The 15,118-nt window shown below is 59.1% G+C and carries 8 protein-coding genes and 1 pseudogene; 1 reads left to right on the forward strand and 8 read right to left on the reverse strand.

What is annotated here, in order from left to right; translation table 11 throughout:
• Positions 1 to 19: 19 nt before the first annotated feature.
• From SIAM614_RS09430 to SIAM614_RS09475, 8 genes and pseudogenes are all read right to left on the reverse strand, one after another.
• Positions 20 to 1,183, reverse strand: a pseudogene (locus SIAM614_RS09430) (MFS transporter).
• Between the two features lie 261 nt (positions 1,184 to 1,444).
• Positions 1,445 to 2,443 (reverse strand): aldo/keto reductase, encoded by a 999-nt coding sequence (locus SIAM614_RS09440; RefSeq protein ID WP_006933975.1) that lies wholly within the window; start codon positions 2,441 to 2,443, stop codon positions 1,445 to 1,447.
• Between the two features lie 318 nt (positions 2,444 to 2,761).
• Entirely contained in the window at positions 2,762 to 5,278 is a 2,517-nt protein-coding gene (locus SIAM614_RS09445; RefSeq protein ID WP_040439762.1) for an Hsp70 family protein, read from the reverse strand.
• An 11-nt stretch (positions 5,279 to 5,289) separates the two neighbouring features.
• Positions 5,290 to 5,646: a hypothetical protein gene (locus SIAM614_RS09450; RefSeq protein WP_006933978.1), complete on the reverse strand. Its 357-nt coding sequence runs from the start codon at positions 5,644 to 5,646 to the stop codon at positions 5,290 to 5,292.
• Positions 5,647 to 5,654: 8 nt separating this feature from the next.
• The gene (locus SIAM614_RS09455) at positions 5,655 to 7,544 is read right to left on the reverse strand and encodes a hypothetical protein (RefSeq protein WP_157139769.1); all 1,890 of its coding nucleotides are present in this window, start codon (positions 7,542 to 7,544) and stop codon (positions 5,655 to 5,657) included.
• Positions 7,545 to 7,890: 346 nt separating this feature from the next.
• Positions 7,891 to 11,280: an error-prone DNA polymerase gene (locus SIAM614_RS09460; protein ID WP_006933982.1), complete on the reverse strand. Its 3,390-nt coding sequence runs from the start codon at positions 11,278 to 11,280 to the stop codon at positions 7,891 to 7,893.
• Positions 11,281 to 12,169: 889 nt separating this feature from the next.
• Positions 12,170 to 13,621: a Y-family DNA polymerase gene (locus SIAM614_RS09470; protein WP_229597956.1), complete on the reverse strand. Its 1,452-nt coding sequence runs from the start codon at positions 13,619 to 13,621 to the stop codon at positions 12,170 to 12,172.
• Positions 13,590 to 14,186: an ImuA family protein gene (locus SIAM614_RS09475; RefSeq protein ID WP_006933987.1), complete on the reverse strand. Its 597-nt coding sequence runs from the start codon at positions 14,184 to 14,186 to the stop codon at positions 13,590 to 13,592. Before SIAM614_RS09475 ends, SIAM614_RS09470 begins: the two co-directional genes overlap by 32 nt.
• Before the next feature lie 150 nt (positions 14,187 to 14,336).
• Between SIAM614_RS09475 and SIAM614_RS09480 the strand changes: the two genes are divergently transcribed.
• Positions 14,337 to 15,029, forward strand: a complete 693-nt coding sequence (locus SIAM614_RS09480; protein ID WP_006933990.1) for a glycosyltransferase family 29 protein — start codon at positions 14,337 to 14,339, stop codon at positions 15,027 to 15,029.
• The last annotated feature ends 89 nt before the right edge of the window (positions 15,030 to 15,118 follow it).

Genomic DNA, 15,118 nt, shown 5'->3' on the forward strand with positions numbered 1-15,118 from the left:
AAAAATTCGCAGTCCTCCGTCAGGCCGGTGTCAGCTTGCGCCGTGCCTTGCCGAACAGGAACAGGACGAGAATGCAGATGGCCGCCATGCCGGCTCCCGCGATCAACGCGATGCCGGCGTTTCCGGTCCAGTCCGCCAGTTCCCCGGCAACCCGTGGGGCAACCATCATCACCACGTAATAGATCGAGAAAAAGACACCCATCCCGAAGGTTCGGCTCGCCGGAGGCAGAATGGACGACGGCAGGGTCATGATCGGTCCGGCCGCAAGCGCGAACAGTCCGCCGACGATCAGAAAGACCACGGCAACGGCGAAGGGCGGCAAGACCGGGACCAGGGGCATCAGCACGGCAAAGGCGGCGAGGCTGACAATGATGATCGCGTTTGCCCGGCCGGTCTTGTCGGCAAGGATACCGCCAAGCGGCACGGCGACGGAAAAGACGACCATGAAGGCACTGATCACCGAGCCGGCCGCCGCCAGCGTCCAGCCCTGGTCCTTGAGCAGCGCGGGGCCGAAGCTGAACACCATGGCCAGTGCCGCGTTGTAGAGAGCCCAGATCGTGCTGGCGAGCACCAGGGCGTAGACGGGAAGCTGGGCGATCCGCAGGCTTGGTGCCGTCGTGGCGCCCATGGGCGAACGGTAGAACATCAGGAGCAGAACCAGCCCCGCCAGAATGACCGCGGTAACGGCCCACCAGGCCAGAGTGAGATCACCGGAGGCGGCGATCAGCGGCAGCGTGAGCAGGGCGGCGGCAATGCCCACGGGCCAGGAATTGATGAAGATAGCCATCGCGGTGGATATCTCCTTGCCGGCAAACCAGTCGACCAGCATCTTGGTCATGACGACATTGAGGATGACCCCGCCGGCACCGGCCAGAAGCCGGGACGCCACAAGCACGTTTCAGTCCGTCACAAGGGTCGTCAGGGCGCCGCCGGCAAGCATCATCACCATGCCGAGCGCAACCACGCGCTTGTCGCCGAAGCGCACGGCGATGGCGCTGCCGGGAATGGCAATGACGACACCCGGGGCCAGATAGAGCCCGACCAGCAGCCCGATATCGGAAAAGTCCGCCGTGTAAGTCTCGATGATGAGCGGCGACAGGGCGCCGATCGACTGAAACTGGAAGGCCATCGTGAAGCGGGCAAAGAAAAGGACGGCCAGTATCAGCCAGCGGTTCGATATCATGAACGTCCTCCCTTGACTGCTAGCAGTACACGGCTGTCCTTTGAGCGCAAGCTGCGCATTTGTGCGGACGCCGGCAAGGATGCGGGAGCCCGGGTGACGCTATGTCCTCAATGAAACTCCCGGCTCGGGACCAACCGCCCGGCCTGTTCGCGCGGATGCCCGGCCCGGCTCTGCTGCATGGCCCGCCTCTGCTGCACGGCCCGGGCCCGCTGTGCGTCCGATTTCAGATGCACCGGCACGTCGTCGGTCTGGGTGGTCAGCTCAGCAATAGCGCTCCGGCCCGATCCCTTGCGCATCCGAGTAGCGGTCGCCGTGGGCCCAGCCGACGGGCAGCACGGCCTCGATACGCTCCAGATCCGCTGCCGTGAGGGTCAGCGCCGCGCCCGAGATGCATTCACGCAGGTGCTCCACGGAGCGCGTTCCCGGGATCGGGATCACATGCGGTCCGCGGGTCAGCAGCCAGGCATTGGCCAGCCCCGCCGCCGTCGTGCCCATCTCCGCCGCAAGCTTGCGGAAGCCCTCCATGATGCGCAGGTTCTCCGTCAGGTTCGGCTCCATGAACCGCGGGTTGGTGCTGAGGAATGGCAGGTCGGCGATCCGCTCGCGCGGGATCGGGTGGTCCGTCAGCAGCGAGCGGCCCACGGGCGAAAACGCCACCATGGCAACACCAAGCTCGGCGCAGGCCTGCACCAGCCCGAGATCGGGCGCGCGGGTGGAAAGCGAATATTCCGATTGAACGGCCGCGACAGGAAACACCTTCATGGCGCGCCGCAGGGTGGACGGCGCGATTTCCGACAGACCGATGGCGCGGGCCTTGCCTTTTTCGACCAGCCGGCCGAGATTGGCCGCCGTTTCTTCCGGCGTGAAGCGCGGATCGCGGCGATGGGCGTAGAACAGGTCCACGCACTCCAGGCCGAGCCGCTGCAGAGACTTGTCCAGCTCGGCTTCAAGGTGCTCCGCCGAATTGTCGAAGCTGCGGTTGCCGTCCGCATCTTTGGTGATCGTGGCCTTGGTCGCGATCACGAATTCGTCCCGCGCACCCGGATTGGCTTTCAGATAGGTGCCGATGGCGCTTTCCGATTTGCCCATGCCATAGACATTGGCCGTATCCAGATGCGTGACACCCAGATCGCGGCAGGCATTCAGAATCGCGTGGCTTTCCGTTTCGTTCGTCGGCCCGTACATGTCGGAGAAGGACATCGCCCCATAGCCGATGGCACCCACTTCCGGCCCGTTGGCGCCCAATCTGCGTTGTTCCATGTGTCCCCTCTAAGCGCTGGAAAAGCTGAAGAGTTCTTTTCTTAAGCCATTGTCCCGGGCGCTGAAAGGGCGGAAGTGGCAGCTCAGTGGGTGTTGATTTTCTGGTCAGGCGTGGACAGGCCGTCCGAGGCAGTCTCCTGCTTTTGGGCCACAGCCGACGTTCGTTATTCAAGCAACGGATCGCTGCTTCGTCTGTTTCCTTCAATTGGGAACAGACTAACCTCAAAACGAGGAACTTTCAGGGGAGCATGTCAGCCGCAACACCAGCGACAGAATTTAGCCATACAGAATCACAAGGAGTATAATTCCACCCAACTCTTACCGACCCAGGATATGCGCCAGTTCCACGATCTCGGCAGCATCCCCACCACCGAAGACCTGATTCTTAAAAATCTGTCCGATGACTACCTTGAGCTGTTCAATATCATTGCCTTGTATTGCCTCAAAACCCTCGGCGATATGTTGCTCATGTAATAGTGGATCAACCACATTATCAGTCGATTCAGCTAAGTTTCGGAACAATCCGACTAGATAGTCTGGACTTTGAACCATCAACTTCATACGCATACCGCGCATTTCTTGCACGCTATGGCGTGCCGCTTCATAATCTTGCTCCCGAACCAAGCGTCGCGCGTTCGTCACCAGACGTTCGTACCGACCAACTTCTACCTCACTAGCCAAAGACCTTAGCAAATCGAAGTCTTCCTCGGCGACCGCGATCTCCGCATCTAATACCCGCTTCTGGTTCTCTGGAGCCATGCGCAATAGTGCAATTTGCTGCTGCAGCCGACGCGCCTCTTCAGCAACAGATCGATTGGTATCCGCCTCGGTTGATGTAGACAAAGCCAAGTGTTGGCTCTCAATTCGATTGCGAAGCGAACCTGATGGATCTGCGGTTTCTCCAAGAACCTCGTCAATCTCTTCCAAATCTTTTTCAGCTTGCGCTAGCAGCTGTGACGCAATTTCCGAACCAGCTTGACCTTCGAAATTCTTGTGTCCTGCAGGCGCTAAATAGAGGTTGTGAGCGTCAATAATTTTTCCAAGAGTGGGTAACTCCACTGAAAAATTCAAAAGGCCGTTGTCGCTCATTTTCCAGCGGACGATAATGCTATCTCCGCGATTGAGGCGTTCGCCCAAGTCAAGTTCAGTTGCTGCATCCAGTTGAAAATCTCCAATGTAAAGATTACGTTCCGGGTCCTCAATTCCTTCTGCCATTTGATAAAATTGAAAGGAAATAAAGTCGCGATCGCCACCCTTCAGTGTCTTGGCAGCGCGGAATGCTTCTTCCCCTTCAGCTGGTAAGCTCGCTCCTTTGCGCAGAAGCGGAGACAAAACGTTTCGTTCGGCCCCAACGACTCCGGCTTGGGTTTTGACCGCAAGTGTATATGTCTGGGGGATCCCAGCAGCACTTGCCGCTGTACGAACAATCGTAATTTGCCGACTCACATCACCAACTTCGTTACCTGACGGATCCGTCACACGAATTTTGAAGCGGTTTTCACCCTCTTTGCTGAGTCTAAGTGTTAAATTCACAAGGCCATCGATCGGTTTCTTGCCGCTTGTTCCGCCATCTTCATCGAGCACCTCGACCTCAAATCCTGGGATAATCTCGGACGCAGGTTTCAGGCGCAAACGTGTCGTCTCGTCCGATACTCGACTCTTGAAATCCAATGACAAGTTGACGGAACCGGTAACCTTCTCGCTTACGCGTGACTCTTTGCGAGTAGAACCTTCATCTGTCCAGTTTCGACTTTCTGCAAAAATGGCAGCCCCGGTTGCTACCGCGGTCATAGGATCGAGACCCTGCTCAACTTCGATTGCCAGTTCGTCCCTTAGCAATTGCCGAACTATCGGCATTTTTGATGGACCACCGATAGGTACGATCCGAGAAATGTCTTCGTTTGAATAGCCGTTTTCGCGAATAATTTTACGGCATAAATCAATGGTCTCATTCAATCGATCACGAATAAGGCGCTCAATTTCGTCCCGAGAAATGTCAAGCGAGATGTACATTTCCTCACCCTGTCTGTCCGTAGCACGAAGTTCATCCTCGCTCGCAAAAATCGAGGCGGTATTTGCAGCCGACAGCTGGATTTTCGCTCGCTCTATTGAGAACCGAGCGACTTTGGCGATGTGGGCGTATTCGGCTTCCTTTTGGAAATGTTCTGGAATATCGAATTGATCAATGATCCATGGTCGCACGAGCTCGTCAAAAATCATCCGATCAAAATCACGACCGCCCAACATATTGATACCTTCATGGGCGATTACGTTGACTGCGCCTTGTGTGCTCAAAACAAGTGCAACGTCAAACGTGCCACCGCCTAGGTCATACACTAAAAAAACGCCATCTCGCTTTTTGCTATGTGCGATGGAGGCCATTGCAGCAGCTACGGGCTCCTGCAACAAACTGACCCGTTTAAGACCAGCCATTTTAGCAGCTGAAATTGTCGCTTCGTTCTGCATCTGATTGAATGCAGCCGGAATCGTGATCACAGCGCCCGAAACTTCCTGTACCCCTGTTTCCGTTATTGCTTGGCCGACTAACGTCTTAATGATCTCTGCGCTGCATTGTTCGGGCGTCCAAGACTCTCCTGCAAACTTAATTGGAGTTTTTGTCCCCATAAGTCTCTTAAAGCCCGAAGCAACATTTTTGGGGGCTGTGAGCAGGCGATCCTGTGCTGCTTTTCCAACAAACCGATGACCGCGTCGGTCTAAGTAAATCACACTGGGCAAAACGTCCGCTCCGTCAGCTGCCTTAAACAAACGGCCCTGACCATCAAGATACCCAACAACAGCAGAATTCGAAGTTCCTAGATCAATTCCAAGATACACCAGAGCTCTCCTTACGAGTTCTTATGAGCGACGACTACACGGCCTGTCCGAATAACTCGCATGTCGTAGACAATGGCTGGCTCGATCGTTCTTGTGACAACCAGTAATTCCTCATCTTCAAAATCGTCGGCATTGTCAGCTGAAGCGGCCATACCAGGTTCAAATGCTAGTCCATCGAATTCGACAATACGGAATCCATAACGTTCGGCGTACTCGTTCAATTGCCTGGTCGCATATTTTACTTGAGACAAGAGCCTCTTAGAATCGGCTTCCTGTAACAAATCCGCCGCTCGTGCAGAGCCTCGTGCCAACTTCCAATAATCTACAAAAAGCCCCGCCAAATCAGTCGCGAATTCAGCTTCTGTCATTAAATCATTCACTTTCCCAAAATCCTTTGTGCGTCTAGCTGCAAGTCATGGGATCTACCAGCAACTTCATCTTGAATTTTCGACATTATTGCAGGTAAATATCTATAATTTGAACAACGCGCATTCCAATCACCGACCAATCTATTAAAGTGACTTATTTCCGCATTGTCTGAAAGCATATTTCGCATAAAATCTAGTCGTTTATCTTGAAAAATACAGTATCTCACCTGGCTTTCTGTTAGAGATAATCCAGTCCCGACTGGTGGCATTGATTCGGAAGACACGGAAACTGACTGTTGGCTTGACGAATTGGAAGGCGTATATTTGGTTGCACTAGTCCGTTTTTTGCTTTCGCTGTCGATGATCGAGAGCAAAATGAAGAGGCCAATTACAGCGTAAATCGACCACTTAATGTACTTTTTAGTGCTCTGTTTTTTAATATCATTTCTTAATTTTTCGAATTCGTACTTTTCGTTAGGTTTCGCGTAGATTAAAAGGTCATCAAGAGTTCGTAAAATAGCGGTTTTATTTCCTCTATTGGATTCCAATTCTCCCATTTTCCAATTCGTGTGCAATGTCGCCCGATCTTCACTTAGCCTTTCCGACATTTCACTTTCCAACGCATTACCTGCGTAGGTGATCAACCCATCGATAAGTAAGAATGCTGCTTCCGGATCCTCCTTCTCGTTATTCCAGTATAGGCAAAGATTGCGGACAATCATGTATGCGACACGAGTATCATCCAGCTTGGTGCAGGATCGTTGCAACGAACCAGCTATCTCGCCAATCACACCCTTGGAGCGTTCGCTAAACCCCTCTGCACGCAACGTGGCCTTCAACGGGGTTCGAGGAGCATCTTTCGCAGCATTACAGGCCTCAAATAAGGGCTGTAATATTCGATTGTTCTTTTCCTGCTCGACCAAGTCTTCAAGATCAGTGACGTCACCACGCAATATTTCAGCCGCCGACTCAAGCTCCGGGAATGTTCGGAGCAGAGCCTCAGAAAGCTGCAACGAGGCTTCGAAACGATTGTGCTCGTTGGCAAGCTCTACGCTAAGCGCACGCAATTCTTGATAAAGCGCTTTTGAACGTGCCTCTTCATGGCCACGCGATTGGTCATAAAGTTGAACTGGTTGGTTTATTTCATCCCATTGAAATAGATATCCATCTATATCTTGTATATGGAACCCTAGATCATCGCCAGCAGACCTGGCTTTTTCCGCCGCATCGGAAATCTTCTGAGCGATTTCTGCAAGATCTTTTTCACTATTCTTGTCATATTCGCGTACAAGATTTTTTAGAAAAGTACTTTCCGGGTTTCGTGAGAGTTCCTTCTCAACAATAGAATTCATCAAAAAGCCGGGTACTCCAGATCGCCATATGGACGCAGCCGCTGTTATGGCTTGCTTAAGGCAAATATTACTCACGACATCTTCAACCTGAACCAAGCTAACCTGGGGGAAGCCAGCAAGTTTCCGATTGTCGTTAATAAAATTTGTCAAAGCATCTAGGTCGAGGTCATCCCAACAATTGCAGAGCGACAAAATTATTGCTTTGGCACCTTCCATTTCGGAGGCGCAGTAGGCAAGAATGTTAGCTTTGGCTAGATCAGGAAAATGATCTATTTGTTGAGGTACTTGGCTAGTGTCACTTTCTTTAATGACCTGAAGCGCCTTTTCCCTTTGTTGTCGGCTCAACTCAGGTAACCAACAAAGTTCTGCGATTAGCCGATCTTTCGGAGCAACAAGAGTTTGTTGGGCTTTGATTAGCACATCGTCCGAATAAATGCCCTCAAATTCAGCGTCTTCCAAAAGATCCGAAATTTCCTCGGCCGACGATGAGTATTCAGCTTTAAGCACATTGAATTCATTGCGCAAAAGGTTCGAAGCGGTTTTCAATATCAAACTCATTCTTCAGCATTGAGTCACATCTATAAATTGCATAGCGATTATAAGCAGATCAATATCAAATGAGTAAGGTGGAGCTGTTCCACGAATGTAATCAAGTTGAAGGACATAGAGCGAGGACACGGCCCTTTGCAATTGTATTAGGGAAGCTTTCCAAGAGCAATTTCATTGTATTCGGGTTAGCCAATATTGAACGAACAGGGAGCGTTCCCCCCCCTGTTCAATTGAATCATACAGTACAGAAGTTTTGCATCTCTGTTGTTGCGAAGGGTCGATTTGCGGGCATAAAGAACATTGGACCAAACGCCCACTCCCCACCCATCTCACGCACCACCCCTCAATGAAAATCCCGGCTCGGAAACAGCCGCTTGGCCTGCTCGCGTGGATGCATCGCCCGTGTCTTCTGCGCGTCTGATTTCAGATGCACCGGCACGTCGTCGGTCTTGGTGGTCGTCTGGCCCAGAACGTCGTCGTTGGGGTGGCCGAGAAGCGACAGGTCGCGGGAGCGGTCCTCGATGTGGTCGGCGATCAGGTGAACGACCATGCCTTCGCGCTCCAGCCGCCCGGTGACCTTCAGGAGCCGTCCGCCGAGAACGGCGGGCCGGAATTTCTCGTACATCTTCGGCCAGACGACCACGTTGGAAACGCCGGTCTCGTCCTCCAGCGTCAGGAAGATCACGCCCGAGGCCGTGCCCGGGCGCTGGCGGGTGATCACCAGCCCGCAGACGGAAACGCGGCGCGCCTCGCGCGGGGTCAGCGCCGCCAGCCGGTCATGCGGGGTCAGGTGCGGGATATGCGGGCGCAGCAGCTCCATCGGGTGGGCGCGAAGGGTTAGCCGGGTGGACAGGTAATCCTCCACCACTTCCTGCCCCAGATGCATGGTGGGCAGGAGGACATCCGGCTCGAAGATCGCCTCGCCGTCGATGGGGTCGTTGAAGAGCGGCAGCGGTTTGGGGCTGCGGATGGTCTTCACCTGCCAGAGGGCGGCCCGGCGGCTGAGCCCCATGCCGGCAAAGGCATCGGCTTCGGCCAGCCGCTCCAGCGTGGTCGGCATGACGCCGGTGCGCAGCCACAGGGTTTCCGTATCCGGATAGCCGTTGCCGCGGGCCGCGACGATCCAAGCCGCGTCCTCCTCGCGCAGGCCCTTGATCTGGCGAAACCCCAGGCGCAGCGCCAGTGCGCCGTCGCTGCGCCGCTCCAGGGTGTTGTCCCACAGGCTGGTGTTGACGCACACGGGGCGCACCTCCACCTGGTGCTCGCGGGCATCGCGCACGATCTGCGCCGGGGCATAGAAGCCCATCGGCTGGGCATTCAGCAGCGCGCAGGCGAACTCTGCCGGGAAGTGGCATTTCAGGTAGGCCGAGACATAGGCCAGCATGGCAAAGGCGGCCGCATGGCTTTCCGGAAAGCCGTATTCGCCGAACCCCTCGATCTGGCCGAAGCAGTTCTGGGCGAATTCCAGCTCGTAGCCGCGCTCCAGCATGCCGGAGATGAACTTGTCCTTCAGCTGCCCGATGGTGCCCATGCGCCGGAAGGTGGCCATGGAGCGGCGCAGCTTGTCGGCTTCCGACGGTGTGAACCCGGCGGCGACCACGGCGATCTGCATCGCCTGTTCCTGGAACAGCGGCACGCCAAGCGTCTTGCCCAGCACCTCCTCCAGCGCCTTTGAGGGGAAGGTGACCTTCTCCCGGCCCTGGCGGCGGTTGATGTAAGGGTGCACCATGCCGCCCTGGATCGGGCCGGGGCGCACGATCGCCACCTCGATGACGAGGTCGTAGAATTCGCGCGGGCGCATGCGCGGCAGGAAGTTCATCTGCGCCCGGCTTTCCACCTGAAAGACGCCGATGGCATCGGCCACGCACAGCATGTCATAGGTCTTCTTGTCGGCCTGGGGCACGGTGCCGAGTGTCAGTTCCTGGCCATGGTGGGTGTCGATCAGCTCGAAGCACTTGCGGATGCAGGTCAGCATGCCGAGGCTCAGCAGATCCACCTTCAGGATGCCGAGAGCGTCGATATCGTCCTTGTCCCATTCGATCACCGTGCGGTTTTCCATGGCCGCGTTCTCGATCGGGCAGAGGGCATCAAGCCGCCCCTGCGTGATCACGAAACCGCCGACATGCTGGCTGAGATGACGCGGAAAGCCGATGATTTCGCGGATCAGCTCGATGGTCTGGCGAACGCGCGGATTGTCGAGATCGAGCCCGATCTCCCGCATCCGCGTTTCTTCCGGCCCCTTGCTGGAACTGCCCCAGATCTGCCCGGCCAGCGCGGCGGTGACATCCGCATTCAGGCCCATCACCTTGCCGACCTCGCGGATCGCCGCGCGGGTGCGGAAGTGGATCACCGTGGCGCAGAGCCCGGCGCGGTGGCGGCCGTATTTTTCATAGACATACTGGATCACCTCCTCGCGGCGCTCATGCTCGAAATCGACGTCGATGTCCGGCGGCTCGCCCCGATGTTCGGAGATGAAGCGCTCCGACACCATGGTGATGGTTTCCGGCCCCACGTCGGTGATGCCGAGCGCATAGCAGATGATGGAATTGGCCGCCGAACCGCGCCCCTGGCACAGGATGTTCTTGCTGCGGGCAAAGCGGATGATGTCATGCACGGTCAGGAAATAGGCGGCGAAGGCAAGTTTGCGGATCAGCTTCAGTTCCTTTTCCGCCAGCGCCAGCGCGTGGTCCGGCACGCCCGCGGGATACCGCCTCTCCAGCCCCTCGTAGGTCAGCCGTTCCAGCCGCTCCTGGGGCGGTTCGTTGCCCGTGATCTCGTCCGGATATTCGTAGGAAAGTTCGGACAGATCGAAGCTGCAGCGGGTGGCGATTTCAAGCGTCCGGCGAAGGGCTGCCGGATGGTGGCGGAACAGCCTTGCCATATCCTCCGGCGCCTTCAGCCGGCGTTCGCCATTGGGCAGGGCCCGTGTGCCGATGTCGTCAATGGTGCAGCCTTCGCGCAGGCACGTCAGCACATCGGCCAGCCGGCGCCGGCCGGCATGGTGCATCATCACATCGCCGACGGCGACCATCGGCGCGGCAAGCGAATGCGCCGCGCGGGCGCAGGTGCGGAACCAGGCCTGGTCGGTGCCGTCATAGCGGGGCGCCGCGCCCAGAAACACATGTCCCGGCGCTTCCTGGCGCAGGCGGTGAATGTGATCCTTAGCCGTCTCACAAATCGTCTCGCGGGCCATCTCCGGCTGCGGCAGGGCAATCAGGATCATGCCCTTGCAGGCGTTCATCAGGTCGGCAAAGTTCAGGTGGCACTCGCCCTTTTCCGCACGCCGCTTGCCGAGGGTAAGCAACTGGCTCAGCCGCTCATAGGCGGCGCGGTCGGTCGGCAGCGCTACCCAGTGCAGCGGGCTGTCCTGCAGGCAAAGCCGCGCGCCGACAATCAGCCGCGGCAGCTTCAGCGTCTGCGGGGCAGGCAGGGGCGGGCTCGTGTTCGTCTCCTTGCGGGAGGAGGTGTCGATCTGCGAATGCGAGCGGATCTGCACGCCTTCCTCGGCCGCCGCCCGCTTGATCTCCTTCAGCGCCGAATAGGCCCGGACAACCCCGGCCAGCGAATTGCGGTCGGTAATGGCAATCGCATCGAGATTGAGCATGGCGGCACGGGTCACCAGTTCCTCCGGATGGGAGGCTCCCCGCAGGAACGAAAAATTCGACGTCACGGCCAGCTCCGCATAGCGGACCGGCTCGGGCCGGAAATCGTCAGGCGAAGGCAGCACGCTCATCGGCAGGCCTCCCTGTTCTTTCCGGCGCTGTCCTTGCAAGACAGATGCGCGAGATCCCCATATCCCCGCGTACCGCCCTGGCGAAACAAAAGCGCAAAGCCCGGCCTCAACCGCCGGTCCGCTTTCCCTGCCGGCACCGGAAGCCCCTGACGGCACCGCTCTGCAAACGAGTAGGCCCCGGATCTCGCGATGCTCGTCCGGGGTGACACCGAGCAAGGGGCGGGGAGAGCCGGAACGGCAGTGGTCCTCTCCGCCGTCATCCCGGACGCAGCGCAGCGGAGATCCGGGGGCGGGGAGCCCGGGATCGGGGAGTTCAGGGTCGATCTGACCGGCACCGTTTGCAGCTTATGGCGTGTCCTGGGTCCCCGCTTGCGCGGGGATGACAGCGGGGGCAAATCCTGAGCCGCGACAGTTCCAGCCGCTTTCCTCGCAAGGCACAAGAGGGCGCAAAGCCCAGAGGCATTCCGAAGGGCCGCAACAACAACCATCCTCTCCGCCGTCATCCCGGACGCAGCGAAGCGGAGATCCGGGACCGGGGAGCATAGGATCGGGGAATTCAGGGTCGATCTGACCGGCACCGTTTGCAGCCTATGGAATGTCCTGGGTCCCCGCTTGCGCGGGGATGACAGCAGGGGCAAATCCTGAGACACCGCAGTTCCAGCCGCATTCCTTGCAAGGGGCAGGAGGGCGCAAAGCCCAGAGGCATTCCGAAGGGCCGGAACAACAACCGTCCTCTCCGCCGTCATCCCGGACGCAGCGGAGCGGAGATCCGGGACCGGGGAGCCCAGGATCTGGGAGCCCGGACCTGCCGGTTTGGCTGTGTTCGTGCCGCGCCTGGCCGGGAAGGCGATGGAAGCGATGGAGGCGGGGTGTAAACTGCGGAAGCCCATCAGCCGAACTCCCCTTGCACGAACCAGGCCGGGTGCTGGGGCGTGTGGAACAGCCACAGGCGCTGGCCCTGGTGGGTGGCGATGCGCCAGTAGTCGCGCAGGCCCTTGGCCCAGCTGTCGTCCAGGTCCCACCAGGCAGGGGTGATCCGTTCCGGCCCCTCGGCCTCGAACACGGTCAGGGCCCGGCCGCGCCAGCGGAAGCGCCGGGGCGGTTCGAAGCCGGTGCCGGAAATCGGTTCGGGCGCGAACAGGCGGATCGGGCGCGGACGGTTGGCGGGCCAGGCTTGCGCCGGGCGGCTGTAGGCGGCGGGCACCAGCTTGAAGCTACGTTCGGGAATGTGGCTGTCGACCGGCTGGAACCGCAGGATATTGTCGAGGCCCACCCGGTTGCCGAGCTGGGTGATGAGATCGTCGAGCCCGTCCTTCTCCAGGCCTTCGGTGCGGTCCAGCTGGCGCATGCCGAGCGGTTCCACCTCTGTTGCCTCCAGGCGGATCATGTCGATGCCATAGCCCGCATCCACCGCGCTGACCCCGCGCTCGAACAGGGCGAGGATCCGTTCCGGGTCGCGCATCGGCCGGGCGAGCTTCAGTTCCACTGCCTGGTTTTCCTGGTCGACCCGGCGAAAGGTCAGCTTCAGGCTGCGCGCGCCCTTCTGCGCGGTGTCGAGCCGCTGGCACAGATGCGCGGTCAGCCGGCGGGCGGCGGCCATGACATCGTCCAGAAGGCCGATCGGATCGGGCAGGGTCATGCGCACGGCAAAGCCCGGCTCTTCGCCAAGGGGGGAAATCTGCTCGGGCAGCGCCCCCAGAGCCTGGTCGAGGCGGCGCAGGACGTCAGGCTCGTATCGCCGGGCAACGGTGGCGCGCGGCAGATTGTAGAGCTGCGAGACCGTGGCGATGCCGAGCCGTTCCAGACTGGTGCAGGTCTGGTCGGACAGCCGCAGGGCCGACAAGGGCAGCGGGCCGATGCGGGCAAGGGTCTCGCCGGTCTCGGCAATGCCTTCGGCAAACCGGGACAGCGCCCAGGCCGTTCCCGGGGTGTCGGCAAGGCCGAGCCGGGCGGTCAGCCCCGCCCGGGCCAGCCGGGCGCGGATGTCGTCCAGCAGCGGTTCCTCGCCGCCAAGCAGATGGGCCGAGCCGGTGATGTCGAGAAAAAGGCCGTTGCGCCCGTCAAGGCCGACCCAGGGGCAGTAGCGGGTCGCCCACCGGGCCAGCATCCTCAAAAAGCGCTGGTCGGCGGCCGGGTCCGCCGGGCGGGTCAGCAGGCCGGGGCAGAAGCTGCGGGCGTGAACCAGCGTCATGCCGCGGTTGAGGCCGAAGCTTTCGGCACGCGGGCACAGGTCGTAAAGGCGTTCGGAATTGCGGTCGAAAAGGCTCAGCGCAAAGGGCGCGTCGACGGGCCGGGCACGCAGGGAGCGCTCAGCCGCCAGCCTCGGAAACCACAATGACACGATGCGCCGCTGCATCCCAACGTACTACCCATTCCGACAATGTTCCTATTTTGTTCTTTATAAGCGACCAGCGCCAATGAGTCGAGTCGTGACCATTTTGACGAGGCACCGGCGCAAGCCCGGAAGAGGGACCGGACGGGGCGGCAAGACCGGTGCTGCGCCAGCGGGTTTCGGCCGCATTGCTGCCCGCACCTTCCGGGATCAGCAGGATGGCCGTGGTGCGCCCGGCCTCGGCCGCCAGCTGCAGCCGGCGGCCTTCCGTCAGCCCGACAGTGCCGGACAGTTCGGCCACCACCAGCCCGGCGGCGCCGGACCTGAGCGCGGTCTCCGCACTGGCCAGAGCAGTCAGCTGGTTGCCGGCGCGGGTGAGAAGCAGCCGGCCCGGATCGCAATAGGGGGCAAGACCTTCCGGGTTCACCGTCGGCCGCCAGTCTTCCGAAATCCACACGACGGCGCCCTTGGTCATCCCCGCGGCGATCGCGGCAAAGCTCAACGCGCTGTCGCCGCACACTTCATGGGCGCGGGCGTGTTTCAACGGAAAGACGGAGGAGAATTTCAAGGACATGCAAGGATCGTCTGTAGCAATCGGTTGAGCAAAGCCTAACCCATGGAAGCTGTTTGCGGAACCGGATACAGGCCGTATCCATTCCAAACAGCCGTTGCCGGGCAGGAGCCGGGTTGCTATACGCCCGGCACAACAGGCAGGAAAGCACCAATGACCAGCAGCCTTCTGGACGGCCGGAAGATCAGGACGATTTCCATCGTCGGCAACGGACCGATTTCCGAGGCCGATGCGCCGGAAATCGACAAGGCGGACCTGGTGCTGCGCTTCAACAGCGCGCCGGCCCTTGGGGCCGCAGGCCAGCGGGTCGACGTTCTGATGCTCAACCGCGCCCGGGTCTATATGTCGAAGCGGATCAACCCGCTTGCCCTTGAGCGCGCGCCGGAAGTCTGGGTGAACGACATAAAGGAGAACGGCGAGGTCGACTGGCTGTTCGCGCGCGAATGCAAGCCGCGCTATCTGGGTTTCGGCCCAACGAACAAGGCGCGGGAACACCTGAAGAGATTCGATCCGTTCGACCGCAGCAACCCGACATCGGGCGCATCCATCATCGCCGAATTCCTGGATGTTCTGCCGGACGCTGAAATCCACCTCTTCGGCTTCACCCATCAGGGCAAGCAGCACACCCATGACTGGGATGCGGAAAAGCAGTGGGTCCAGCAGCTCTGCGACGAGGGCCGCATTCACAAACATCTGACACCGGGGCCGAAGCCCCGGCGGAGCCTCTTGGGCAGGCTGGAATACGCGTTCCGCTTTCTGGAAAAGCGGGCCAAGCATTATCTCTACAACAAGATCCTGCATTCCTCCGCAAGCACGAAGCGCCGGATCTTCGGACAGGACGCCTGAAGGCGCGGCAAGGCAGGCCGAAGCCACCTGCCGGGTCCGGACCTCCTGTCCCGGGCTGGTAAGCGATTGAAAAAATCCGCACTTTCCAC

Source organism: Roseibium aggregatum IAM 12614 (assembly GCF_000168975.1).
In the GTDB taxonomy this organism is placed as follows: Bacteria; Pseudomonadota; Alphaproteobacteria; order Rhizobiales; family Stappiaceae; genus Roseibium; species Roseibium aggregatum.

Bases quoted from the DNA above. Each gene is read 5' to 3' on its own strand.
- SIAM614_RS09460 (WP_006933982.1), bottom strand. From the start codon at position 11,280: ATGAGCGTGCTGCCTTCGCCTGACGATTTCCGGCCCGAGCCGGTCCGC.
- SIAM614_RS09440 (WP_006933975.1), bottom strand. From the start codon at position 2,443: ATGGAACAACGCAGATTGGGCGCCAACGGGCCGGAAGTGGGTGCCATC.
- SIAM614_RS09450 (WP_006933978.1), bottom strand. From the start codon at position 5,646: ATGACAGAAGCTGAATTCGCGACTGATTTGGCGGGGCTTTTTGTAGAT.
- SIAM614_RS09480 (WP_006933990.1), top strand. From the start codon at position 14,337: ATGACCAGCAGCCTTCTGGACGGCCGGAAGATCAGGACGATTTCCATC.
- SIAM614_RS09475 (WP_006933987.1), bottom strand. From the start codon at position 14,186: ATGTCCTTGAAATTCTCCTCCGTCTTTCCGTTGAAACACGCCCGCGCC.